22 protein-coding genes are annotated in these 24,143 nt (G+C 63.6%); 1 reads left to right on the plus strand and 21 read right to left on the minus strand.

All coding sequences use genetic code 11. From position 1 onward, the window contains the following. Window positions 1-327 precede the first annotated feature (327 nt). From rfbA to ACWPWT_RS20530, 16 genes are all read right to left on the minus strand, one after another. Window positions 328-1,197, minus strand: coding sequence for a glucose-1-phosphate thymidylyltransferase RfbA (gene rfbA / locus ACWPWT_RS20455; RefSeq protein ID WP_285139441.1), 870 nt, complete (start codon window positions 1,195-1,197; stop codon window positions 328-330). Next, window positions 1,194-2,111, minus strand: coding sequence for a dTDP-4-dehydrorhamnose reductase (gene rfbD, locus ACWPWT_RS20460; protein WP_285139440.1), 918 nt, complete (start codon window positions 2,109-2,111; stop codon window positions 1,194-1,196). The genes rfbA and rfbD overlap by 4 nt, the downstream gene beginning before the upstream one ends. 26 nt (window positions 2,112-2,137) lie before the next feature. Beyond that, entirely contained in the window at window positions 2,138-3,190 is a 1,053-nt protein-coding gene (gene rfbB / locus ACWPWT_RS20465) for a dTDP-glucose 4,6-dehydratase (RefSeq protein WP_285139439.1), read from the minus strand. A gap of 13 nt (window positions 3,191-3,203) precedes the next feature. After that, window positions 3,204-3,773 (minus strand): dTDP-4-dehydrorhamnose 3,5-epimerase, encoded by a 570-nt coding sequence (gene rfbC / locus ACWPWT_RS20470; protein ID WP_285139438.1) that lies wholly within the window; start codon window positions 3,771-3,773, stop codon window positions 3,204-3,206. Next, window positions 3,770-4,015, minus strand: coding sequence for a hypothetical protein (locus ACWPWT_RS20475; RefSeq protein WP_285139437.1), 246 nt, complete (start codon window positions 4,013-4,015; stop codon window positions 3,770-3,772). Before ACWPWT_RS20475 ends, rfbC begins: the two co-directional genes overlap by 4 nt. Before the next feature lie 33 nt (window positions 4,016-4,048). After that, window positions 4,049-5,635 (minus strand): right-handed parallel beta-helix repeat-containing protein, encoded by a 1,587-nt coding sequence (locus ACWPWT_RS20480; protein WP_285139436.1) that lies wholly within the window; start codon window positions 5,633-5,635, stop codon window positions 4,049-4,051. A 52-nt stretch (window positions 5,636-5,687) separates the two neighbouring features. After that, window positions 5,688-6,638 (minus strand): glycosyltransferase, encoded by a 951-nt coding sequence (locus ACWPWT_RS20485; protein WP_285139435.1) that lies wholly within the window; start codon window positions 6,636-6,638, stop codon window positions 5,688-5,690. 119 nt (window positions 6,639-6,757) lie between these two features. Further along, a complete protein-coding gene (locus ACWPWT_RS20490; protein ID WP_285139434.1) occupies window positions 6,758-7,495 on the minus strand; it encodes a glycosyltransferase family 2 protein in 738 nt (245 codons plus the stop codon). Beyond that, window positions 7,492-8,712: an O-antigen ligase family protein gene (locus ACWPWT_RS20495; RefSeq protein WP_285139433.1), complete on the minus strand. Its 1,221-nt coding sequence runs from the start codon at window positions 8,710-8,712 to the stop codon at window positions 7,492-7,494. The genes ACWPWT_RS20490 and ACWPWT_RS20495 overlap by 4 nt, the downstream gene beginning before the upstream one ends. 2 nt (window positions 8,713-8,714) lie before the next feature. Further along, window positions 8,715-9,662, minus strand: coding sequence for a glycosyltransferase family protein (locus ACWPWT_RS20500; protein ID WP_285139432.1), 948 nt, complete (start codon window positions 9,660-9,662; stop codon window positions 8,715-8,717). 37 nt (window positions 9,663-9,699) lie between these two features. Continuing rightward, window positions 9,700-10,836: a UDP-galactopyranose mutase gene (gene glf, locus ACWPWT_RS20505; RefSeq protein WP_285139431.1), complete on the minus strand. Its 1,137-nt coding sequence runs from the start codon at window positions 10,834-10,836 to the stop codon at window positions 9,700-9,702. After that, window positions 10,830-12,092, minus strand: coding sequence for a flippase (locus ACWPWT_RS20510; protein ID WP_285139430.1), 1,263 nt, complete (start codon window positions 12,090-12,092; stop codon window positions 10,830-10,832). The genes glf and ACWPWT_RS20510 overlap by 7 nt, the downstream gene beginning before the upstream one ends. A gap of 59 nt (window positions 12,093-12,151) precedes the next feature. Beyond that, window positions 12,152-13,357 carry a hypothetical protein gene (locus ACWPWT_RS20515; RefSeq protein WP_285139429.1) on the minus strand — a complete coding sequence of 402 codons (1,206 nt, stop codon included), beginning with the start codon at window positions 13,355-13,357 and terminating at the stop codon, window positions 12,152-12,154. A gap of 3 nt (window positions 13,358-13,360) precedes the next feature. Further along, window positions 13,361-15,538 carry a GumC family protein gene (locus ACWPWT_RS20520; RefSeq protein WP_285139428.1) on the minus strand — a complete coding sequence of 726 codons (2,178 nt, stop codon included), beginning with the start codon at window positions 15,536-15,538 and terminating at the stop codon, window positions 13,361-13,363. Between the two features lie 16 nt (window positions 15,539-15,554). Continuing rightward, window positions 15,555-16,307 carry a polysaccharide biosynthesis/export family protein gene (locus ACWPWT_RS20525; RefSeq protein ID WP_285139427.1) on the minus strand — a complete coding sequence of 251 codons (753 nt, stop codon included), beginning with the start codon at window positions 16,305-16,307 and terminating at the stop codon, window positions 15,555-15,557. Further along, window positions 16,297-18,066: an O-antigen ligase family protein gene (locus ACWPWT_RS20530; protein ID WP_454281084.1), complete on the minus strand. Its 1,770-nt coding sequence runs from the start codon at window positions 18,064-18,066 to the stop codon at window positions 16,297-16,299. Before ACWPWT_RS20530 ends, ACWPWT_RS20525 begins: the two co-directional genes overlap by 11 nt. Here ACWPWT_RS20530 and ACWPWT_RS20535 point away from each other — a divergent pair. Further along, on the plus strand, window positions 17,986-19,281 hold the full coding sequence (locus ACWPWT_RS20535) for a sugar transferase (protein WP_454281085.1): 1,296 nt from the start codon (window positions 17,986-17,988) through the stop codon (window positions 19,279-19,281). The two genes, ACWPWT_RS20530 and ACWPWT_RS20535, sit on opposite strands and share 81 nt — an antisense overlap. A 268-nt stretch (window positions 19,282-19,549) precedes the next feature. Here ACWPWT_RS20535 and galU read toward each other — a convergent pair whose 3' ends face one another. The 5 genes from galU to ACWPWT_RS20560 form a co-directional block, all read right to left on the minus strand. After that, complete coding sequence (gene galU / locus ACWPWT_RS20540) at window positions 19,550-20,416, minus strand: UTP--glucose-1-phosphate uridylyltransferase GalU (RefSeq protein ID WP_285139424.1); 867 nt, start codon at window positions 20,414-20,416, stop codon at window positions 19,550-19,552. A 73-nt stretch (window positions 20,417-20,489) separates the two neighbouring features. After that, entirely contained in the window at window positions 20,490-21,086 is a 597-nt protein-coding gene (locus ACWPWT_RS20545) for a recombinase family protein (protein WP_021245550.1), read from the minus strand. A gap of 80 nt (window positions 21,087-21,166) precedes the next feature. Continuing rightward, window positions 21,167-21,553 (minus strand): TniQ family protein, encoded by a 387-nt coding sequence (locus ACWPWT_RS20550; RefSeq protein ID WP_021245551.1) that lies wholly within the window; start codon window positions 21,551-21,553, stop codon window positions 21,167-21,169. Beyond that, window positions 21,543-22,460: a TniB family NTP-binding protein gene (locus ACWPWT_RS20555; RefSeq protein WP_021245552.1), complete on the minus strand. Its 918-nt coding sequence runs from the start codon at window positions 22,458-22,460 to the stop codon at window positions 21,543-21,545. Before ACWPWT_RS20555 ends, ACWPWT_RS20550 begins: the two co-directional genes overlap by 11 nt. Before the next feature lie 2 nt (window positions 22,461-22,462). Continuing rightward, on the minus strand, window positions 22,463-24,058 hold the full coding sequence (locus ACWPWT_RS20560; protein ID WP_454281077.1) for a Mu transposase C-terminal domain-containing protein: 1,596 nt from the start codon (window positions 24,056-24,058) through the stop codon (window positions 22,463-22,465). Window positions 24,059-24,143: the final 85 nt, after the last annotated feature.

Raw genomic sequence — 24,143 nt, forward strand, 5'->3', positions numbered from 1 at the left:
TTTCCGACCATCCTCTCACCGTTCCCCAAGAAGATCGAGGCGGTTCTCGCCGCGATCAACGCAGGTGCCAGCAAGGCGGCGGTGTGCCGGAACTCCGGCGTCGCGCGTTCGATGCTGATCGATACGCTGGTGTGGATCGGTTGGACCAGCCCGGCCAGAGCGTGACCCCGGGTGCCGCGTCGGTGCGGTACCGGACGGGCAACGCCTTGGCGCTGCGCATCAAAGGAGGAGGCACGCGCTTGTGATGGGGCACTTGCGGTATGTTGACGATATAGACGCATCGTCGCAATGCGCGGGGCGGGAATACCCCCGCCCCGCGCCGAACGCTCAGCGCCCGTCCACCGCCTTCAGGATCGCCCGGCCGTAATGGGTTTTCTTGAACCGCTCGCCCGCCGCGCGTGCCTGTTCGGCCGAGATGAAGCCCATCTCGAACGCGATCTCCTCGAGGCAGGCGACCTGCACGCCCTGGCGGTGCTGGAGCGTGCGGACGAACTCGCCCGCTTCCAGCAGGCTGTCGTGGGTGCCGGTGTCGAGCCACGCATAGCCGCGGCCCATCTGTTCGACGTACAGGTCGCCCGCTTCCATGTAGAGCCGGTTGAGATCAGTGATCTCCAGCTCGCCGCGCGGGGAGGGTTTCAGGTTGCGGGCGAAGTCGACGACGCGGTTGTCGTAGAAATACAGGCCGGTGACGGCGTGGTTCGACTTCGGCACCGCGGGCTTTTCCTCGAGGCTGATCGCGCGGCCGCCCTCGCCGAACTCGACCACGCCGTAGCGCTCGGGGTCCTCGACGCGGTAGCTGAACACGGTCGCCCCGCTCGGCCGCGCGACCGCGCTCGCCAGCAGGTCGGTCAGGTGCGCGCCGAAGAAGATGTTGTCGCCCAGCACCAGCGCGACGTTATCGTCGCCGATGAAGTCCGCGCCGATGGTGAACGCCTGCGCCAGGCCGTCGGGGCTGGGCTGTTCGGCATAGGCCATGGTCAGGCCGAACGCCGATCCGTCGCCGAACAGGCGGCGGTAGTTGTCGATGAACTCGGGCGACGAGATGATCAGGATGTCGCGGATTCCGGCCAGCATCAGCACGCTGAGCGGATAATAGATCATCGGCTTGTCATAGACCGGCAGCAGCTGCTTGTTCACCGCCAGCGTGGCGGGGTGCAGGCGGGTGCCCGAGCCCCCGGCGAGGATGATGCCCTTCATGCGTCATGGTCCTTTGTCGTGCCGATGAGTTCGTCGAGGATGTCGGAAAGCGCCGCCTGCCAGCCCCGCGGCTCGATGCCATAGGCGGCGCGGATCGCGTCGTGGCTCAGCAGCGAATTGGCCGGGCGCTTCGCCGGGGTCGGATAGTCGCTGCTCGGGATCGGCACGACCTGCGCGGTCGGCCCGCCGCGCTCGCCGCTCTGGCGGAAGATCTCGGTCGCGAAGCCCGCCCAGTGGGTCGCGCCCGCGTTGCTGAAGTGGAAGGTGCCGACAGGCGCGTCGGCGTCCTCGATCAGCCTGAGCGTGATCGTCATCAGCGCGCCCGCCAGATCGGCGGCGCTGGTGGGCGAGCCGTGCTGGTCGGCGACGACGGTCAGCTGCTCGCGCGCGGCGCCCACCCGCAGCATCGTCTTGACGAAATTGTTGCCGTGCGCCGAGACGACCCATGCCGTGCGCACGATCGCATGGCGCGCGCCCGAGGTCCTGACCGCCAGCTCGCCGCCGAGCTTGGAGGCGCCATAGACGCCGAGCGGCGCGACCGGATCGTTCACCTCCCATGCGCCGTCCTTGTCGCCGGCGAAGACATAGTCGGTCGACACCTGCACCAGCGGGATGCCCGCCTTGACGCAGCCTTCCGCAAAGGCGGCGGGCGCCATGGCGTTGACCGCCCAGCAGGTGACGAGATCGCTCTCGGCCTTGTCGACCGCGGTATAGGCCGCGCCGTTGATGACCGCGGCCCAGTCGCGCGATGCGACCATGGCGGCGATCGCGGCGGTATCGGTCAGGTCGAGCGTGTCGACGTCGACCGCGACGACCTCGTAGCCCGCGGGCCATGCGCAGCGTTGCAGTTCGGTGCCGAGCTGTCCGCCCGCACCCGTCACGAGGATCGCCTTGGTCACATCATTCTCCGCCATGTCGACATGTCGACGTATCGACAATCCTACGCGGCGATGCCGCGACGCTCCGACGCCTTGGCCGCGACCAGCGGACGCCACCATGCCTCGTTCGCCAGATACCATTCGACGGTCTTGCGGATGCCGCTCTCGAAGGTTTCCTGCGGATGCCAGCCCAGCTCGTCGCCGATGCGCGAGGCGTCGATCGCATAGCGCTTGTCATGGCCCGGACGGTCGGCAACCTCGGTCATCTGCTCGGCATAGGGCCTGCCGTCGGCGCGGGGGCGCAGCTCGTCGAGGATCGCGCACAGCGTCTGGACGACCTCGATGTTCTGGCGCTCGTTATGCCCGCCGACGTTATAGGTCCGCCCGACCTCGCCCCGCTCGAACACCGCCTGCAGCGCGCGGACGTGATCCTCGACATAGAGCCAGTCGCGGATCTGGTCGCCCTTGCCGTAGATGGGGAGCGGTTCGCCGTCCAACGCCTTGGCGATCATCAGCGGGATGAGCTTTTCGGGGAAGTGATACGGCCCGTAGTTGTTCGAGCAGTTGGTGATGAGCACCGGCAGCCCGAAGGTATGGCCCCATGCCGACACCAGATGGTCCGATCCCGCCTTCGACGCCGAATAGGGCGAGCGCGGGTCGTACGGCGTGTCCTCGGTGAACAGCCCGGTCTCGCCCAGCGTCCCGTACACTTCGTCGGTCGAGATATGGTGGAAGCGGAACGCCTGCTTCGCTTCCGGCTCGAGGCCCAGCCAGTAGCTGCGCGCCTCGGACAGCATCACGAAGGTGCCGACGACATTGGTCTGGATGAACGCGCCCGGCCCGTCGATCGAGCGGTCGACATGGCTCTCGGCGGCCAGATGGGTGATGACGTCGGGCCTGAACTCGGCGATCGCCCCGCGCACCGCGTCCGCATCGCAGATGTCGCCCTGCACGAAGCGGTAGCGGTTGCTGGCCGCCACCCGCTCGACCGTGGTCAGCGTGCCCGCATAGGTCAGCTTGTCGAAATTCAGGACTTCGTGGGTCGTGTTCTCGATCAGGTGGCGGACGAGGGCCGATCCGATGAAGCCGGCGCCGCCGGTGACGAAGATGCGCATCCTGGGGGTTCCTTTAGTCGAGCGGGGCCAGCGGGCGGCCGTCATAGGCGAACGGGCTGTCGAAGTCGGCAAGGGTCGGCTGCACCTTGTCCTTGGGGCTGAGCTCGGGCGTCACGCCCTCCGGGATCGGCCAGTCGATCCCGGCGCTGTCCCAGCGGATGCCGCCGTCATGGTCCGGCGCATAGGTGTCCGAACATTTGTAGGTGACTTCGCAATTCTCCTCGAGCGTCACGAAGCCGTGCGCGAAGCCGATCGGAATGAAGAGCTGGTGGCCGTTCTCGGCCGAGAGTTCGGCGCCGACCCACTGGCCCCAGGTCGGCGATCCCCGGCGCACGTCGACCGCCACGTCGAAGATCCGCCCCCGGATGCAGCGCACCAGCTTGTCCTGGCCCCTGGGCGGCGTCTGGAAATGCAGCCCGCGCAGCGTGAAGGCGGGCACCGAGAGCGAGTGGTTGTCCTGCACGAAGGTGCAGTCGATCCCGAGCTTCGCGAAGGCGGACACCGAATGGACCTCGGTGAACCAGCCACGGGCGTCGCCGAAGCGCCGGGGGCGGATGAGCTGGACGGGGGGGGTATCGGTCATAGCGGGTACCTACCCGGATGGCGGAAAGGTCGCAATGTGGCGTTGGCCGGATCGTACATTTCTTGCGCAGTACATGAAAATACCCCGATCTCGTCGTGATAGGATGCAAGGGATATTTTGTTGCGGGCGATGGCCGCAACATCGCTGTCGTTCCGGAATGCGGACGCATCCGATCGGCAAGCACGGACAGGCATGTTGCGCACCAGCATTTCGACGATCAAACCGCCATCGGGCGACAGCACGACAGCCTATTGGAACGGATCGACGGAAATCGATCAGCTGGTCTGCCATTCGGGCCAATATTCATACCATGCCATGCCGGGTTGTAATGTCCCGGTGAAATCGCCGCTTGTCCCATCCGCGGTCCGCAATGCCGCTATTCCGGGGCCGCGCAGCGCCTGGACATAATAGACGGAGGTGTCGATGCGGACATATCGGCCGACGGTCATCGTTCCGCCCGCATGGCGTACCAACGTCTCGCCTCCTATGCGGCGGCTGCATTGCCCGTTCCATGCCGGCTCGGTCGTCAACGTCCCCGCTGCGCCGGTGTGGTATTCGGCATCGGCGGTTTCGGCGCGCGCGCTGCCTTCGTCCATGTTCCACATGCTCGCAACGGCGACATGAAACGTGCGATCCGCATGATTCGACGGATTTCCGAGCGGCGGCGCCGTATAGGGCAGCCGCCCGCGCAACGGTCCTTCGTAATAAGGTTGTCGAATGACCGATTTGACCAGCGTGCTGTTTTCCGCCGGAATATAATATAGAAACTTTCCTATGTTACGGAAATAATTCTGTTCTATTGCCAGATAGTGACTTCTACCGGTAAAATACATACCGTAATCGAATCCGTCTATCATATTTCCGGAAATCATCGATCGTCCGGAGGAATTATTGCAATATATACCACCTAATTTTCCAGAACCCTTGCCTTTTTGTATTTTATTGTTAACAATAATGTTATTTTCGCTTCCGGTATTGATGCGATTAAGCCAAACTCCTGCTTCTTCTATATCCTGAGCATTATTTTCTGATACGATGCTGTTGCCGCCAGATTCAAGAAAAACGAAGGTAGCGCATCCGGAGCATATGTTTTTGCTGATGACGTTTTGACCTTGCGACTGATTGTTGCTTTCAAGGTCGATGGCATTATTGCCGATATTGGTAAGGGTATTGTTCGACAGGATGGCATTGGCGGCGTGCTGCAACTGGATGCCGATATAGCCGATGCTGTCGAAACGCATGTTGTCGATCGTGCAACCGGTGGAACCGCGTGCGATCTGTACGCCATTGAACGACATGTTGCGGATCGAGCCCGCGGCGATCGTACAGTCACGCGCGTTCACCAGTACGATACCGCTCATCTTGCCGCCCGCGGCGGTCGCGTTGCCGTCGATCTGGCAGGCGATGCGGACGTTCTCGATCGGCTTGCCGTCCCAGTTGCCGATGATGGCTCCTGAACCGCCGCCCTTGCCGTCGGCCAGGCGCAACGTTCCCGGCCCGTGCAGGTGCAGGTTGGATTTCGGACGGATGCAGACGCTGTTGGTACCGAAGGTACCCGGAAGCGCGGGATGACCTTGCGGTTCGACCGGCCAGATGCCGGCGGGAACATAGACTTCTCCGGTCGTGCTGCGGTCGATCGCCTGCTGCAATGCTGCGGTGAACTGCGCCGCGCTGGGCGGGGTGTCGGGCAGGAAATCGGTGGGGGAAATCGCGCGCGTGGCGGCCCGGCGGTCGCCGACCGGCTCTACCGGCCGCGGTGTCGACTGCATCCCATGGGCGGCGGGGACCACACCGCCGACCGCCACCGTCGCCAGCGCCGCCCGGCGCGTGATTCCGTCCGTCACAGCGTTCTTTTCCGTCATGTGTCGTGCTGACCGTCTGTTGCCCGGGCGATCAACCTCAAACGGCACCCGTTCAGGATCGGTTCCGGGACGGTACCGACAACCCGGCAGGGCTGCTCCAGTAACCGCGATACATGCCTATCCGACGCTTCAGCCCGAGCGGTAATCGGGCGTCCTGTTGTCCCAGCTTGTAGCCCAGCAGACGCAATGCGCTGCGGAAGATCGCTCCGGGCCAGAGATGCAGGCGTCCCGTCCCCAGAAATGCGAGTTCGGACCGGACGAAACGAAAGCCTTCACCGCCGGCACCGCCGAAGGCACGCCGGATCCAGGGTTCGCGGGCATGGAATACGCCCATGTCGAAGTACCGGCGGAATTCCTCGTTCAGGGTGTAATTATGCGAATGTCGACATTGCGCATCACCGGAATAGGCGACCTTCCACCCCGACAGCACCATCTTCGCGACAGCGTACATATCCTCCGCGAAGATCACATGGTCGGGGAAGCCGCCGACTTCGCGCAATGCCTCGCCACGATAGGCGGCGAAGGAGTTCGACATGAACACGGTCTTGAGGCCTAGTTCGGGGATATCGTCGCGCGTCTTGACCCGCCCGGTCGCCGGATAGTTGAAATGCCGCGCGAACTGGGCCGAGGGGGTCGCATCGAGGTGGGGCAACTGGCGTCCGCAGACGGCCCCCATGCGGGGGTCGGCAAAGGGAGCGACGAGCCGCTCGATCGCATGCGCATCGACCAGGCACGCATCCTGGGTCGCGAACACATAGATGTCATAGTCCGGATGCTCGTCCACCATCCGCTGCCGCGTTCCCCCGTGGTTGAATTCGCGGGACGGAATGACCGTGACATTGGGCGTCCGTTCGCGCGCCAGTTCGAGCGTACCGTCCCGCGACGAGGAATCGACGATGAACAGATCGAACCGCGCGGTCTGCATCCGCAGTGAATCGAGCAGCCGTTCAAGGTCATCGCGCCCGTTGTAGGTCGGAACGATGCAGGCGATGCGAAGCGTCATACGAAGGTTCCGATCGTCGCTGGCGTCAAGTCAGCGAAATGGGTGTGGGCGCGCCCGACACGGGCGTCATATCGAATATTTCCAGCGGGAAAAGGCGTGCGGAATCGGCATATACCGCTTCACGTCATGCGGCGGTTCGGACGCCGGAGCAGGATCTGGACGATCGCACGCAGTACCGCGGCCCGCATCGCCAGTCGGTGGCCGATCGAGAAGGTCGATTTCTCCCCGGTCGCCGAGGAATTGGCGCCATGGCGACGAAACAGGATCGTCGGCGTCTCGACCCGGCGGACGCCGCCGCGCAGTTCGGCGAGCAGGCCGATCAGCCAGTCGTGCCATGGCAATCCGCGCGGAAAGGGCAGGGCGGATTGCACGAGGTCGCGACGGAATGCCATGCAGCAACCGACGAAGCTGTTCTTGGCAAGGTTGCGCCAGAAACCGCCGCGCACCCCGACCGAGCGGAACACGGTCGTGTCCAGCGACTGCAACGCGCCATCGACCAAGATGCCGTCGAGCATGACCAGCTCGCAATCGCGAAGCGAGGTGCGGATCAGATCGACCCGTCCGTCGAGCCAGACGTCGTCCTGGTCCGACAGGGCGATGGCGTCCTTGGTGGCGTGACGCAGGACGCGCTCGAAATTGGGGACCACCCCGCCCGAACGATCGGTGCCGACGATCCGGATTCGATCGCCATAGGATCGCAGGATCGCGAGCGTATCGTCGGTCGATGCGTCGTCCGACACCAGCAACTCGTCATCGGGGCCGAGCTGGGCGAGGATGCTGTCGATCTGCGCCCGCAGATAGGCGCTGCCGTTGTAACTGGCGAGGCATACCGACAGCGAAGGCGCGGTGGCGCTCATGCGCTCTTCCCGTCGCGGGCCGTCCGGTCTCGTAATCCCAGGTTCCAGAAATAGCCCGCCATGAAATACAGCATCCCCATGATCTTGTAGGAGAGATAGACGTCGATCATGAACATGTTGATCGTGAAAACGATCAGGCACAGCCACATGACGCGGGTGTTGATCATCCGGATCCACGCCAGATAGAAAAGGATCAGCGCAAGAAACCCGCCTTCGGTGACGAGACGCAAGAAGCCGCCGTCGAGCGCCGGACCCCATATTCCGTGACCCAGACCGATCAGGAACGAGAAATCGTCCGACAGGAAGATGGAGATCGCCGTGCTCCATTTGATCACACGCATCATCCAGCTCGCATCGCCATCCTCGACCTCCGCGAACTCGGCGAACCCGTCGAAATCCGTGTCCTTCCCACGGAAAGCGAGGGCGTTGGCAAAAGAGTCGACGTTATTCGACGAGAACAGCCCGGCCGATCGCGACGTCAGCGGATTGTCGACGAAGATGAGCACCATGGCGATGGCAAGGCCGATCACGATGACCGTCGGTGTCTGCAACGGATTGCGACGCGCACTGAGGATCATCACCGCCATGGTGATGATCAGCAACGCCAGCAAGGGCATGCGCGCACCGGTGATCAGCACCAGGGCCGCCGCCACGGCGAACCCGATCAGCCGGGGCAGGGTGCGTTGCTCATAGCAGAGATACCAGGCAAAGGCGAAATCGATCAGTACGCCGACTTCCCATGGCCCGCCCGTCAGGCCGATCGGCCGGTCGGCGACGGAGGCGACATAGCCTTCCGACGAAAAACCGCCGACGATGCCGGCATATTGCAGCAGGATGACGACCGTGTTCAGTCCGACGAGGACCGCGAGCGGCCGGGCAAGGTTGATACCGCCGTTCCATGCCGCCGAACCGGCGATCAGGAACGTCGCATATTCCATGAACCGGATGGGGTAGAGGATCGATCCCCGGCCGAAAACGAAATTGTTGATGAGGGTGCAACCGATGCACCACCCGAAAAAGATCAGCAACAGGCCGGTCCGCGGCAGGGCCACATGCCCCTTGGCGACAAGATGATACAGCAGCGGGATGCTTGCCGCGATCAGCAGGTCGTCGATCCGGATACCCGCGCTCTCTCCCGCGAAGGACAGCAGATTCAGTTTCGGCAGAATGATCAGTATCCAGAAGAATATTCCTATTCTTCTGGATATCAACTGCATGTTCATCCCATATGTCCGATAAAATCATCGACCTGGTGTTGAAAAATCTTCTTTTCGCCAGAAATCATCGCACGATAACCATCGAACATCGGGATATAAGCCTGCGGATCACGGACCGCGCGGCGCAACAGTTCCGCTGTCGCGGCAAGGCCGGCCTTGTCGGTATCGAACTTGAACATGGGATCGATCGGCACGTCGATGGAACTGTTCGCCGATCCGCGCTTGCCCACTACCACGATGCAACCGGAAATCGCGGCCTCGCGTGGAATGCGATCCTTGCCCGGATGATTGCCGAAATCGATGTAGACCGCCGCGGACTGCAACAGCGCGGCGACTTCGACCGGAGTCATGTTCTCGATCGCGCGGAAGGTCACGTCCGGAGCCAGCGCCATCAGCTTGCGGGTGAACGCGATCCCCTTCTTGGGATTGTACACTACGATCGGCTGTCGCTGCGCATTGGCGCCTTGCGCGGCGCTCGCGATGAAATCGTCCCCCAGATAATCGGACAGGTCGCCGGTGACGGCCACGTTCCGACCGGTCAGGTAGCCGCGGGCATAGTCGGACTGGACGAAGTGCATCACCTGCGGATCGTCGAACCGATAGAAGCGCTTGCGCTGCAACCAGCGGCGCCGCAGGTTGCGCTTCGACCAGAACGACCGGAAATAGAAGTCGATGCTGAGCCACCAGATGACCTTGCGCATTCCCGGCCATTCATAGAGCAGGTCGGTCAGCACTTCGGGCACGACGATCACGTCGTCGGCGCCGGGCGATGCGATGTCGGTGACATAGGGAACGGCGTATTTCTTGAAACGGGGGGCGACCGGATCGCCTTCCGCACCATGATACAGCATCCGGACGTCGACGCCGCGCGCCATCAGCTCGGCACCGAACTGATGCAACAGTTCGGTGCCGCCGGTGGCGAATTTCGGAAGGCAGGCGATATAGATCATGAGACTGGATACCGGTCGCTAGGGATGCCGCGCGGCGTCAGCGCAGCGCAAGATCGGTGAGCAGATCCTGGCTGGTCGCGAGTGCCGCGCCGACGACCTGATCCATGTTGTAATACCGATACTGCGCGAGCCGGCCGACGAAATAGACGTCGGTTTCCGCATCCGCCAGCGCCTTGTATCGCTTGAACAGCGCTTCGTTTTCCGGACGCGGAATGGGGTAATAGGGATCGCCTTCCGCCTGCGGATATTCGCGCACGATCGACGTACCCGACGCCTGTTGCCCGGTCAGGTGCTTGAATTCGGTCGTGCGGGTATAGGCATGGTCGTTGGGGAAGTTGACCGTGCCGACATCCTGATACCGGTCCTGATCGGCCAGATGTTCGTGATCGAACCGCAACGAGCGATACGGCAGCTTGCCGAAGCGGAAATCGTAGAACTCGTCGACCGGGCCGCTGTAGACGGTCTTGCGCGGGGTGACGCGCGTCCGGTAATCGGCGAAATCGGTACCGAGCATGACCTGGATGTTCGGGTGGTCGAGCATGCGCTCGAACATCCGCGTATATCCATCGACCGGCATCACCTGATACGTGTCGGCGAAATAGCGATCGTCATCGTTGGTGCGTGTCGGAATGCGCGCGGCGACCCCTGCCGACAGTTCGGACAGGTCCAGTCCCCATTGCTTGGCGGTATAGCCCCGGAAGAACTTGTCGCACAGATCGCTGCCGACCGAATTGAGAACCACATCCTCGCTGGTCTTCACCGGATCGCGCGGTTCGCGCACCCGCTCGAGGAATTCGGCGACGCCCTTTTCGTCGAGGTCGAGGCCGTAGAGCGTGTTGATCGTCGTACGATTGATCGGGATCGGAACGAGTTGTTCGCCTACCTTCGCCAGCACCCGATGCTCGTAGAAGCGCCAGTCGGTGAACTGCGACAGCCAGCGGACGATCCGGTCGCTGTTGGTATGGAAGATGTGCGGTCCGTAATCATGGACCATGATCCCGTTCGCATCGATGCTGTCATAGGCATTGCCTGCGATATGGGGGCGACGGTCGATGACATGCACCGACAGCCCGGCATCGGCGGCCTCGCGGGCAACGACGCTGCCGGCAAAGCCTGCGCCAACGACCAGGACGTCGGGGCCGCGAAGCGCGTCGACGGTTTCGGTGTTCACCATATCCTCACTTTTCCAGAAAACGGGCCGCGGCCGGTCGCGCGAAGCGCCGCGACCATAGCCAATGTTACACCTATTTCAACCGCGATATTCGCCATTGCCGCACCGATCGCACCGTAATAATAGGCGAGAGGAATAAATACTACCAAGTTGAATATGGCTGAAATCAGCAATATTCTACTGAATATCTTGCTCATGCCCAAAGGTATCATCGTCTGCGTGCCGAATATATTGGAGCATACGACTATGAAAGGCAGGGGAGAAAGGATGCGCAATACCTGAATGGACAGTGCGTAATCGGGGCCGAACAACATCCCGACCACGAACGGTGCGAGCAGGAAAATCGCGATCGACACGGCGGCCGCAGCGCCGCCTAGGAAGATCAGCAATTTGCGGTTGAACGCCAGCAACTGTTCCGGCGCCTGTGCGGCAAGCCGCGACGCATGGGGATAGAGCGCGTTGCCGATCGGCGCATACAGCATCTGCACGGCGCGGATGATCCGTTCCGCAACGTGGAACTGGCCGACCACCGCCGCGGGGGCGAGCAGACCCAGGAAAAAGGCGTTGCTCGACGTATAGATGTTGATGGCGGCAGTGGATAGAAAGACGTGCCACCCTTCGTGCAACTGGTGACGTAGTTGCGCGCCGGTCGGCCATGCGATCCGTCCGCCGCGCAGCGCCGACAGCGTCCGCGGCAACGCCAGCAACCCGCCGATCAGGAACCCGCTGCCTTGCAGGAAGGTCGCCAGATACAGGTCATCCGGCCCCTTCACCACCACGAACAGCGCACCGAAGGCGATCAGCCGGGCGGCGACCTGGATCGCGCTGACCGCTTTCAGGCGTTCGAGCCCCTGGAACAGCCATTGGGGATACAGGATGTTGCCGACCACCATGCCATAAGCGGCGATCAGGATCGGCAGATCCCTGGCGAAACGTTCAAAGCACAGGGCCAGCAGCCATAGCAGCCCAAATCCGGCAATCGAGAAGGCGACGCGGATACAGGTGATCGCCGACCATATCCCGGCAACGGCATCGATGTCGTCGCGATGCAACGCGATGTTCTTGGGACCGCTCAGCGTGAACCCGTAATCGGTAAGGATTACGAAGACCTGCGCGACGGACAGGGCGAATGCCATTCGGCCCAGATCGTCCTGGCCCAGGACATGCGCCAGATACGGCAGGGCAAGCAACGGCAACGCAAGGTTGACGATCTGCAGCAGGCCGAGCGCTGCGGCATTCTCGATGATCTTCCGGGCCATGCCGCGTCTTATGTCCTGTTGCGGGTCGCGCGGGTGCGGCGGTTGCCGTATCGCATGGTTTATCGGAACGACAATTGGCCGAAGGAAACGGATGCGGTGTCCTGGCCATCGCCGCCGCGCGCGGACAGCGCGAAGCGTATGCCGCGGCAGTTTCCGGGAACCGGCACGTCCCGCTGGAATGCTCCGGCTTCGCCTCCGGCGGAAATTTCCTGCTGCCAGAACGGTGTCTGGCCGCTTCCCGGGACGCAGGACAGGCGCCAGCGCCACGCGGCCTCGGACTGGCGCTGCCCCGGGGTCACGCGCATCGCGAACCGATACTGCCGACCCCCCACGACCGGCAGGATACGGGACAGGACCGGGCCGTTGGCCAGCGGGTCGATCTGGATGTCGAAGCCGCCATCCTCGTTCATGGATGCGAGGATGCCCGGGGTCGGATCGATCGACCATGCCAGATTGCCGAGGCGGCCGTCGGTCGTGGTCGGCGATGCGGCAAGCTGCGCCAGCGCCGCGGCGTCGAGCTTTCGCGTCGCCCGCAGCGCATAGTCGCGGGCGGCCGTCACCTCGCCCATGTCGGCAAGATTGCTGATCAGGCGCGCGTTCACCCCGTCCATCGCGTCGCTGTGGATATCGTTCGCAACCGGGGACAAAAGGCGCAGGACGTTACGTGGATCACCATGAACGATCGCATGGAACAGCATCGGGCTGACCCAGCGAACCTGACGACGGACATAGGGCCGCAACGCTGCGCGAATGGGTTCTTCGGCAATCGCGTTCGCGAGGATCGGGAACAGTACCGGTTCGAGCCGCGGGTGCACGGTCAGCGCATAGTGATAGTGGGTGATGGCCGCGGCGATATCGTTGCGCTGGACCGCGCGTTCGATCATCCACAACTGGGTGCCGGCGTCGCGTTTCGACAACCGGTCGGCGACCGCCATGATCCGGTCGGCGGCCGGATCGCCGCGCACCGCGGCATCCACACCGAGAATCCGCACCGCGCCCCGATTGATGGGCGATTGCATCACCGCGCGCCGGCCGATCTGTACTTCGCGTGCGGACAGGGGATCGTTCTTGCCATCGGCGCTGCGCCGGTCGATCACCGCCGTGAAGGTCGCGGCATCGTCCGGTCGCATGGCATAGGCGATGGCCGGGTTGGACGAGCGCGCCACGTCGATGAACGCATCCCGCCATGCCGCATAGGCCCCGCCGAGGGCGGCGGCCGCGATGATGCCGACGCCGATCTGTCGGGGAAGCCCGTTCAGCGGCATGGATCAGCCCTGCTCGCCGTATCGCTCGCCATAGGTATAGCCATAGCCTTCCCTGCTGGTTTCCACCTTGGTCAGGACGATGCCGAAGATATGGGCGTTGACGAGTTGCAACCGCTTGATCGACGCCTGGATACCGCGCGTCGCGGGTCCGGCCCATTGCACGATGTAGACGATGCCTTCGACCGCATTGGCGATCAGGGGAGCATCGGTCAGCCCGAGCACCGGGGGGCTGTCGATGATGACATGGTCATATTGCGTCAGCGCGTCCTGCACGAAGGAACGCAGCCGATCGCCGCTGAGCAGTTCCGCGGCGCTGGGCGGCAGCGGTCCTGCGGCGATGATCGCGACGTTCCGGGTGTCGGTATCGCGCACCAGACCGCGCCAATTATCCTCGCCTGCGAGGTAATTGCTGAACCCGGCCTCGTTTTCGACCCCCGCCATGTGATGGATCGAGGGCGAACGCATGTCCGCGTCGACCAGCAATACCCGCTTGCCGGTACGGCCGAGCACGGTCGCGAGCGACAGGGACGTCGACGACTTGCCCTCGCCCGGCACGGTGCTGACGATCGCCAGCGATCGCGGAAAGCCGTGATTGGTCGAAAAGGCGAGGTTGGACCGGATACTGAAGTAGGAGTCGAAGAGCTGCGACTTGCTGTCCCGCAACTCGGTGATTGCATTGCCCTTGATCGCAGGCGTCGTGCCCAGCAGGGGCAGCTTGAACAGCGGTTCCACCTGCGTGACGTCGCGCACCCCTTCGTCGATCTGTTCGAGGACGATCGCGGTGACCGCCGCCAGACCGATGCCCAGTACCAGCGCGACCGCTAGATTCAGCAACAGCTTGGGCGACGAGGGCTTTTCGGGAACGATGGCCGGTTCGACCACCGTGATGTTGTTCGCGCCGATCGAACCGGCGACGCCGATCTCCTTGTAGCGCTGCAGCAGTGCGTCGTACAGCTGGCGATTGGTGTCGGCTTCGCGCTGGTAGATCGCATATTGGATGTTTGAACGGTTCTGCGTGTCCAGTTCGCTGCGGACGGCAGCTACCTGCTGGCGAAGCTCGTTCTCGCGGCTTACTGCTTCTTGATATTCGCGCTGACGAACCGAAGAGATCCGCCCGGTTTCGCGTGCGATCGCACTGTCGATCGTGCGGATCTGCCCGGCGATGGCGCGGGCCGCCGGATATTGCGGCTCGAAATTCACCAGGAGCTTGGCATATTCGGCGGCGGCGACCGCCCGCTGCTGGCGCAGGTTCGTCAGGGTGAGGTTGTTGAGCGCCTCTCCGCTGTTCTCTCCCTGGCTCGATGCCCGCGACTGGGCGGCGATCCGTGCCGCGATCGCCTGGTTGAGCGCGGTGCTCAATTCCTCTAGGTTGCTGGTGGTCAGCGTGCGGCTGCCGACGCTGCGTCCGTCACGGTCGCGTTGCTGCTCGATCGTGACGATGCCCGACCGCGATGCGAACAACACCGCCTGGCGTTCCGACTCCTCGAGCCGCTGCCGCAGCGATACGAGCCGGTTTTCCAGAAAGCGTCGCGCATCCGCGGTCGAAGCGAACTGCCGGTCCATGCTCAGTTCGATGAACGCGGTTGCCCATTTGTTGGATATCCTGGCCGAAAGATCGGGCGAACGGCTCGTATAGTAGATTTCGACGAGACGCGATGTGCGCACCGGCGAAATATCGATGTTCTTCAGCAGCGTATCGACAACGAGCTTCTGACGTTCCTTGCGGATCTGGGCTGCGTTCTTGCCGTCGCGCTCGTCGGGATAGTCCCAGTCGAGGCCGTGGCCGTCGAAGAACTCGCGACTGTTCACCAGATTGAGCTGGCTGGCGACACGTTCGGCCAGCGGACGGGTTGCGAGCAGGGCATATTGCGTCGAATAGAATTCCTGGTCCCGCCCGGCCTCTTCGCTTTCGAGACCCTCGACGTTGGTGACCTGCTTCTGCTGACGGCTGATCTCGACCTGCGTCCGCGCGGTGTATTTGGGCGAAGTCAGGAGCGTCAGCACCAGCCCCGCCACGACACAGGCGACGATGATGCCGACCATCAGCCACCGCCACCGCAGTGCCGTGTTCCAATATTGCAGCAATATTGGCTGCGACGTCTGCTCCATGCCTTCGCGCTGCAGGGGCTGCAGCGGTTCCGGGGCCATGAACGGCGCGGCGGGGGAAACCATGTTGCTCATAGATATCGGATCAATCTTAGTTCAGCAGCAGGAAGACGGGTGCGACCAGCGGCGATGCCGTCAGGACGTCGCGGAAGATGCGCCGCGATTTGGAATCGCCGACCATCACGACGTCGTTCGAAAATACCTGCGGGTCGGGATATACGCCGCGTTCGATCGCGCCGACATCGTACAAGGCGGCATATTTGCGCTGGCCGACGGTACGGAAGATGATGACCTCGCGCCGCTTCGAGAATTCCGTCAGCCCCTTGGCGCGCGCGATGGCACGCAGCAGCGTCATTTCCCCGATGACCGGATAGACCCCGGGTTCGGTGACTTCGCCGCCGACGGTGAAGTTCTGGCTGACGATTTCCTTGAGGTTCACGGTGACGCGCGGGTCGCGGAGATATTGGCGACGCAACAGTGCGGTCATGTCGGTCTCGACCTCGCGCGGGGTCTTGCCCGCGACCTCGACCGTTCCGATCAGCGGAAACGAGATGCGCCCGCTGGCGTCCACCTGGATTTCGCGCGCCTTCAGATCCTCGTTGCCGAACACGTCGATGACCAGCGTATCGAGCGGACCGATACGATAGGGCCGGGGATCAGGAACCAGATCGTTGACGGTCGGCGAGGGAAATTCGCTTGCGGGAACGACCGAAAGCCCGGCGGCACCGCCGACCGGCGGGCGATTGCCGCCACACCCCCCCAGTGCCAGCATCAGCGCCAGTGCAAGGCTCTGGGTCATCCGTTCTGGTCGCGTCTTGCCGACGTTCATCCCGTTACTGCTCACTTTTGTCTCTCATCGTTCGTGCCGGCAGTGCCCATGTGGCGGCGATCACGAGGATCGACGCGGCGATGGGCGTCCGCAGCGGATAATCGGCCATGCTCGCCAGCGCGAACAGAAATATCGTAATCAGTCCCAGGCGCGCGATGATGCCTTCTAGTCCGGAACCAGCTGATTGTCGTCGTACGGCGAACAGGAACAACACCGTCGCCATCAGTAGCAACAGCATGCCGGGCACGCCGGCGACCAGCACCACTTCCAGCCAGTCGTTGTGCGCATGGTTGGAATAGGTCGGTCGCAGCAACGCCGCCGGTTCGTGAATCTGATAGACCGGAACATAGCTGCCGATCCCGGAGCCCCATGGCAGGTAGTTGCGGGTTGCCTCGACCACGCTCACCCATACCGGATAGCGGATATCCTCGCCGATCGTACCCATGCGTGCGATGGCGACATCACGCGACGTCACGACGACCAGGCCGACCAGCGCGACCAGCAGCACGCCACCAAGGATCAGCGGAAGCATGCGCCGACGCCTGCGCTGCTGCTGCGGCTGCGACAGGCCGATCCTGAGCAGGGGCAGGCTGAGGATGGCGACCACCGCGATCAGCATGCCGGCACGCGACCCGGTGATGATGATCAGCGGGATCAGGACGACTGCGAGCGCCGCGCTTCCCAGCCTGGCCAGGTTGGGGGCGAACCGCACCAGGTTGCCGGCATGGGCGCAGACCATCAACATGGGCAGCATCGCCGCGAGCAAGGCGCCCTGATGGTTGCGATTGGCGAACAACCCGGCGTTGGGCGCAGGCGACGGATACAAGGAGATCGGGATCCCGACCACCTGGATCAGGCCGAACAACGCGCTCAGGGCACCCAGTGCAACGATGACGTAGACGAGCCGCAGTCGGTCCTGTTGCGAGAGGCCGAGCGCCAGCAGGAGGACCGCCATCGGGGCGGCGAGAAAGAACAGCGCGTTCCACGTCGCATCCGGCGCCAGCGAGAGCGGACGCCACATCGCGTCGAACTCGAGCGCGGCGTCGAGCTCGGTAACGATGGCCCGGCCCGGCAACGCCTGCCACAAGGCAGGGGGCAGCGGGACCAGATGCAGGATCGTGAGGGCGGCGATCAGCCCTGCCAGGATCAGCAGCCAATAGCCGTGCCGCAGGTCATCCCGGCGGATGGTCGCCAGCGCATAGCCAAGCATCAACACGCTGACCGGGCGCAGCACGATCAGCGTCGGCGCATTGGCCCAGGAACTGCCGCCGGTAAGAAACATGAAAAGCAGGAAGGCGCATAGTATCCAGAATCTGCGTTCTGGCGACGGAATCGTGTCGTGTCGAACCATCCCACCCTCATTGGGAGCGGCCTGACCGCCGAATACCCGTGCGATGCGCCTATAAAGACGGGTATGGGACAGGGCAACCCCGGCTCCCGCGCGGAAGCCGCTCCGGCTTTGTGCATCGTCCGTGCACGCCGGTGTACCGGACGAATGGCGACCATTTTCAAGCGATAGCAAAATGTCTAACGGGTGACCGATATCGGTCCTACAGCCGATGGACCGGCTACGGAAACGGAATATATGACGACGATACCTGCATTGGCCCGTGCGAATGCCCCGTATCAGTCGGCGACTGCGGGTGATCGAGTGAAAAAATCCAAGAACGGCATCCGTATGAAAATATTGGCGATGCTGACTACCCTTGATTTTATGTCGATATTTTTCGGGCAGACGATGTTCGCGTGGCTGTATTTGGGAAATATCCGGCATGAAACCATGTTTTCGTTTCTACCGCTCTTGGTACCGTTTTATTTCCTGGTCGCGGTGCGGCAGCAGGCGTATCGGCTGAACGTCGTCATCAGCGCGACACGCAGCACCCGGCGCGCCTGCCTGTCGCTGTGCGTTGCCGCCTTGATCGTCATCGCCGTCACCTTCGTGCTGAAATCGACCGACAACCTGTCGCGCATGCTGACGATTACCGGGACCACCTGTGGAGCGGTCCTGCTCGTCGTGAGCCGCTTTCTCTTTTCCCGCTACGCCTTCGGCTTGCTGGACGGCAGTCCGGAGAGTGAAGTCGTGTTGATCGACGGTGTCCTGCCGCCCGATACCTGCGGTGCGTACAAGGTCGACCTGCGCGGTCTCGGGATCGAACCCAGCATCGACGATCCGGTGATGCTCAACCGTCTGGGCATGCTGGTCTGCGATGCCGATCGGGTGATCGTCTCCTGCCCGCCCGAGCGCCGCGGCGACTGGTCGCGCGCGCTGAAGGGGGCCGGTGTCAATGTCGAGGTACTGGCACCGGAACTGGACGAGATCGGCGCGATCCACACGACCCGCTATCACGGCACGGCAACGGCGCTGATCGCTTCGGGCCGGCTCAACGCCGTCGACCGACTTATCAAGCGGCTGTTCGATCTCGCCATCGCCGTGCCCGCCGCTATCCTGCTCCTGCCCCTGTTCGCCATTATCGCGATCTGCATCAAGCTGGACTCGCCCGGTCCGATCCTGTTCGTGCAGCAGCGGATCGGACAGGGAAATCGCATGTTCCCGATGTTCAAGTTTCGCAGCATGCGCGCCGATCAGCTGGACCACAAGGCAAGCAAGCTGACGAGCCGGAATGATTCCCGCGTGACGCGGATCGGCCGCTTCATCCGCAAGACCAGTATCGACGAACTGCCGCAGCTGCTCAACGTGTTGCGCGGCGAGATGAGCGTCGTGGGGCCGCGTCCCCATGCGACCGGCGCCCTGGCGGGCGATGCGCTGTACTGGGAAGTCACGTCGCAATATTGGAACCGGCATGCCGTCAAGCCGGGTCTTACCGGGCTTGCGCAGGTGAAGGGGTTCCGCGGGAACACCGAAACCCATGACGACCTGCTCAACCGCTTGCAGGCGGATCTGGATTATCTCGACTCTTGGTCGATATGGCGCGATGTCACCATCGTTTTCCAGACGTTCGGCGTGCTGCTGCATCGGAATGCCTTTTAGGGTCCGCACCCAACCGGCATCTTGAGGAACAATGATTTTTCGCGATTGACCGGTGGATGGATCAGGATGTCGTCGGTGGTCCCGGCGCCCGGATGCCGACGGTCGGCGACGGGAAGGCGGCACCCGCGTGCATCGAAGGAACAAGGCGCACGCAGGCCCTCCTCGCGGACAAGGGGCATGGCACGACTTGCTGGTCTCTCGCTTCCGTACGCAGGCGCTGCCCCGAGGATTCCGGCTGCCGGTCTTCGCTGCAGATGATGAGCGGGCCCTACTTCGCCGCGAGCGCCTCTTCGGCGAAGGCGCGCACGGCGGGGCCGATGTCGGCGCGCGCCAGCGCCAGCGCGATGTTCGCCTGGACCCAACCCGCCTTGTCGCCGCAGTCGTAGCGCTTGCCGTCGAAGGTGAAGCCGTGGAACGGTTGGCGGCCGATCAGCTTGGCCATCGCGTCGGTCAGCTGGATCTCGCCGCCAGCACCCGGCTCCTGCGCGTCGAGGATTTGCATCACCTCGGGCTGGAGGATGTAGCGGCCCGGAATCATCAGGTTGGACGGCGCCTTGCCCTTGGGCTTCTCGACCAGCGCCGTGACTTCGGTCAGCTTGCCGTCCACCTTGCCCGGCGAGATGATGCCGTATTTGTCGGTCTCGCTGTCGGGCACTTCCAGCGCGCCGATGACGTTGCCGCCGACCTTGTCATACGCCTCGACCATCTGCCGGAGGAACCCGCCGACCATCAGCTCGTCGGGCAGCAGCACCGCGAACGGCTCGTTGCCGACGATCTCGCGCGCGCACCATACCGCATGGCCAAGGCCCAGCGGCTCCTGCTGGCGGACATAGACCGGCGAGCCGGGCTTCTGGCGGATGCCGTCGAGGATCGCCATCGACTTGCCGCGCGCCTTCATCGTCGCTTCCAGCTCGAACGAGACGTCGAAATGATCCTCCAGCGCGCCCTTGCCGCGACCGGTGACGAAGATGATCTGCTCGATCCCCGCCTCCAGCGCTTCCTCGACCGCATACTGGATCAACGGCTTGTCGACGACCGTCAGCATCTCCTTGGGCATCGACTTGGTGGCGGGCAGGAAGCGGGTGCCGAGACCCGCGACGGGAAACACTGCCTTGCGGACACGCTGGATGGTCATGAGGTTCCTGTGTCGGTTTTCAAAGTCGATGTCAGCTATATGTCAGAGACGATGACAGCCACGACGTTACGGCTCATTCTGCGGCGTTGAGTGCGGGCGTGGTGGGTGCCTCGGTTTTGAGTGCAGCGAGTTCGCGGTAGAGAGTGGATCGGCCAAGCCCAAGCTGCTTCGCCGCCTGCGCCGGACGCACGCCGGCCTCGATCAGCTTGAGCGCCGACGCCAGCTTGTCGGCGTCGAGCGTAGGGCGTCCAGGCACTTTTCCCCGCGCGCGCGCCGCGGCGATGCCGTCGCGGGTGCGCTCGACGATCAGCCGGCGCTCGAAATGCGCGATGGCACCGAACACATGGAACACCAGCTCGCCTGCAGCCGAGGATGTATCGAGCCGTTCCTCCAGCGAACGGAATGCGAGCCCGCGCGCCTTGAACATGTCGACGGTTTCCAGCAGCTCCTTGAGCGATCGGCCGAGGCGATCGAGCCGGACGACGCAGATGATATCGCCGGGTCGGCAGAAGCCAATCAGCTCGTTTAGGCCGGGCCGATCGAAGCTCTTGCCCGAGATCACATCGTCGAACACGCGGATCGCGCCCGCTTCGTCGCGCAACCGGCGACGCTGCACCTCCAGGTCCTGGTCGCTGGTGGAGACGCGGGCATAGCCCAGCACGTCCGGCATCGTGGTGTAACCCCTGTCCCTAATCCGCTCGGTTTGTGGACAAGCGGGCCGGCGCTCGCAAAATCGGGCGCCGACCGTCTCTAAATACTGTCCACAAACCCGCCGTGTCCAGAAAATCTGAACCGCATTTTGTGGACGATTTCTGGATCGCAGCGGATTACCCAGCGCGCCGCCACCTTGGTTCGAGCATGGCAACGGGCGTCGGTCATGTTGCGGAGCCGGCGGATCGACTGACCGGTGCCGCTCGACAGGCGTTCCAGCAAGGCTTGGGGCGGATCGTCCGCGCAGCGGTCAAGATCGCCGACATTGCAGCCAAGGCCATATCGACAGAAGGTCGCTACACCCATGCCGTAGGTGTCGGCCAGTCTGCGGACGTAAGTGTCCAGCCTCTCCAACGGACGCGGTTGCGGATGCAGCGGCCAGCGCGGGCGCGGTAGGTCGCCCATCAGCTCGACTTCATCGAACACGGGGGAAGGACGCTTCGAACAGGGCGCGCCGTTCGTCCGGCCCACGAAAGTCGCACCCTTCAAGCATCACGCGGTCGATCCGTTCGCGTCCATGCAGCAGCGCATGAACCGTCGCGGCAGTGAGCAAGGCCGCGACCTCGCCGATCAGGCCGGTCGATCGGCGCAGCACCATACTGCGTATTTCAGGAGCGTCCGCCAACGCCGATCGTTCGCGCAAAGGCAACGCGCGCTCGAAACTGGCGAGGAGGCGCGCGAACACACCGTCGTCCTGCCATGCCGGTAGCGGGATCGGCTCGAAGCGGTTCTCAAGCTGGTCATCGCTGCGCACCGCGATCTGAGCCTGTTTGGTGCCCAGGCCGACGATCGGGATGCGGAGCGTGTTGCCGAGAAAGCGGAGCATGTTCAGGAATTCGGCGCGGCGACGGTGCGTGCCGGCGAGCAGGTTGTGCAGCTCGTCCACGATCAGCACCCGCACCTCGACCGCGCGCAGAAGGTCGAGTGCATAGCGTTCGAGACGTTCGCCGGGGAGGTTGAACGACACTGGCGCGTTGAGCGCCGTCAGGATCGCACCGTAGAAGCGTCGGACGCTTGGTTCGGTCGGCATCTGCATCACCACGACCGGCACGACTTCGCGCTGGCCGCACGAACTTGGTGACGGCGGATGCAGGCGCCGAAACTTCTCGGCGATCATGCTCTTGCCGTTATTAGTCGGCCCCACGATCAGCAGGTTGGGCGGCCGGACGCGGCCTGGCCCAAATCGGAAGGCGTCGTCGAGCCGCGCCAGGGCCGCTTCCGCGTGGGGATGAGCGATCCACCATTGGCCGTGCATATGCGCCAGGCGCTCCGACGATGGCAGGTCGGCGATAGGGCGGGCAGCGGGCGAGAGATGATCCGGCTCGCCCATCATGCTCACCACTCCTCTACATCGAAAGGCTCGGATGATGCCGTGCCATCGACCGCTCGCACAGGCCAAGGCGAAGCAGGTTCGCTCAACCGTGGGGCGGGATCGGTGATGACACGCAGCCCAAGCCGGCGGGCCTGATTGCGCCGGGTCGTGCGCGTCGCGGTTCGCGCTTGGACCTCGATCTCACGCATCTCCTCGATCCCGGCGAACAGTATGCCTTCGTCTATCTCACTTTGCCGTTGGCGACGCAGGCGGGATCGGGCGAGACGGTGTTCCCATAGCGAGACGGGTGGCCGGGAAAGTTCACGGTAGCCGACTTCGAGATAGCCACCGTCGTCGGGGTCGTGGACATAGATGCGGCTGAGGTCGCGGGGATCGCGGCGGATGAGTATGCGCCGGGGTGGTCCGTCCCGTTCAATCCAGGGCTTCAGCGCATCCGAAAAATAGTGGATGTGGTCGATCACTACCCCGTCGCGCCGCAAGGTCCGCCGGACCACAGGCAGAAAGTCGATCAGGAACGCGCGCGGATCACGCGGCGACGGCGGTGCCAGTCCTTCGGTGGCAAGGGCGCGCACGCCTTCCTGATAGCGTTGTAATGGGGCTTCGCCGTCCAACCCGGCATGGGGACGCAGATGGTAGAGCTTGGCGATTGCGACGGCCAACCATCGTTCCAGCTCGGCGAGCGTCAGGCACGCGGCCTTGTCGCTGTCGTAGCGTCCACGCTGCATGACGTTGGAGAAGGTCGTGCCGGGCAGGCCATGCACCAACTCCATCAGCGTGCCGATCACCCGTTCCACGACACCACCGACCTGCGGTCGCCCGAATGGTCGCCAGTCGATCGTGATGTCGTGCTGGGCGCAGCCGCGTTCCAGAGCTTCGGAGTGGAACTCGGCGGCATTGTCCACGCCGATCTGCCGGGGGCGTCCCATCACCGGCCAGTCCGCATCGACCCCGATAGCTGTCAGCCACGACCGCTTGTCCGACGCGACATGCGCCAGGCACAGCCCGACGCTGGTAGCGGACGGTGCTTCCAGCGTCACGAGGAGGCCGGCGATGCAGCGGCTGAACACGTCGATTGCGACCGTCACCCAGGGGCGGCCGATCGGGCGGCGCTCGATCGGATCGACCAGGATGAGGTCCACTGGCGTATGGTCTATCTGCACCACGTCGAGCGGCGCCTGGGCGGTCACGGTCGATCCCAGCACCGCTTCCGGAACAGCCACGTCACCGCGTCTACGCCGCTCTTCCTGCGACAAAGCCGCGATCCTGCGCCGGACGGTACTCGCCGATGGCGGGCGCACATGCTGGTCGCGGGCGCGCCGGCGAACCTCGACCACGATCTTCTCGGCCGACAGCCGCTGCGGCGTCAGGTACAGTTCGGCTACGGCATCGCGGATCAGGGCCTCGCGGCGCTCCTCGATCCGCCTCTTGCCGCGCCCGCCATCCGATCCGCTGCTGACCAGCGTGGTTACCGTACCGCCGCCCTCGCGGCATTTTCGGAGCAAGCGGTAAACCTGACGCTCGGACACGCCCAAGACGACTGCGGCTGCGCGGGCCTGCTCGCGGGGACAGGCCGGCAGCGCCGCCAGTGGCCGAAGCACCGCCGCACGTCGCTCTGCCTCCTGCCATGACGGCCCGGGAACGAGGCTCAGGTCCGAAGCTGCTTCCGCCAACTGCCGACCTCCA

The sequence above is a fragment of the Sphingomonas sp. Marseille-Q8236 genome, assembly GCF_965112005.1.

Coding starts and splice junctions, on each gene's coding strand:
- rfbA (WP_285139441.1), bottom strand. CDS start 1,197: ATGAAGGGCATCATCCTCGCCGGGGGCTCGGGCACCCGCCTGCACCCC.
- rfbD (WP_285139440.1), bottom strand. CDS start 2,111: ATGGCGGAGAATGATGTGACCAAGGCGATCCTCGTGACGGGTGCGGGC.
- rfbB (WP_285139439.1), bottom strand. CDS start 3,190: ATGCGCATCTTCGTCACCGGCGGCGCCGGCTTCATCGGATCGGCCCTC.
- rfbC (WP_285139438.1), bottom strand. CDS start 3,773: ATGACCGATACCCCCCCCGTCCAGCTCATCCGCCCCCGGCGCTTCGGC.
- ACWPWT_RS20480 (WP_285139436.1), bottom strand. CDS start 5,635: ATGACGGAAAAGAACGCTGTGACGGACGGAATCACGCGCCGGGCGGCG.
- ACWPWT_RS20485 (WP_285139435.1), bottom strand. CDS start 6,638: ATGACGCTTCGCATCGCCTGCATCGTTCCGACCTACAACGGGCGCGAT.
- ACWPWT_RS20490 (WP_285139434.1), bottom strand. CDS start 7,495: ATGAGCGCCACCGCGCCTTCGCTGTCGGTATGCCTCGCCAGTTACAAC.
- ACWPWT_RS20495 (WP_285139433.1), bottom strand. CDS start 8,712: ATGCAGTTGATATCCAGAAGAATAGGAATATTCTTCTGGATACTGATC.
- ACWPWT_RS20500 (WP_285139432.1), bottom strand. CDS start 9,662: ATGATCTATATCGCCTGCCTTCCGAAATTCGCCACCGGCGGCACCGAA.
- glf (WP_285139431.1), bottom strand. CDS start 10,836: ATGGTGAACACCGAAACCGTCGACGCGCTTCGCGGCCCCGACGTCCTG.
- ACWPWT_RS20510 (WP_285139430.1), bottom strand. CDS start 12,092: ATGGCCCGGAAGATCATCGAGAATGCCGCAGCGCTCGGCCTGCTGCAG.
- ACWPWT_RS20515 (WP_285139429.1), bottom strand. CDS start 13,357: ATGCCGCTGAACGGGCTTCCCCGACAGATCGGCGTCGGCATCATCGCG.
- ACWPWT_RS20520 (WP_285139428.1), bottom strand. CDS start 15,538: ATGAGCAACATGGTTTCCCCCGCCGCGCCGTTCATGGCCCCGGAACCG.
- ACWPWT_RS20535 (WP_454281085.1), top strand. CDS start 17,986: ATGCTGACTACCCTTGATTTTATGTCGATATTTTTCGGGCAGACGATG.
- ACWPWT_RS20530 (WP_454281084.1), bottom strand. CDS start 18,066: ATGCCGGATATTTCCCAAATACAGCCACGCGAACATCGTCTGCCCGAA.
- galU (WP_285139424.1), bottom strand. CDS start 20,416: ATGACCATCCAGCGTGTCCGCAAGGCAGTGTTTCCCGTCGCGGGTCTC.
- ACWPWT_RS20545 (WP_021245550.1), bottom strand. CDS start 21,086: ATGCCGGACGTGCTGGGCTATGCCCGCGTCTCCACCAGCGACCAGGAC.
- ACWPWT_RS20555 (WP_021245552.1), bottom strand. CDS start 22,460: ATGATGGGCGAGCCGGATCATCTCTCGCCCGCTGCCCGCCCTATCGCC.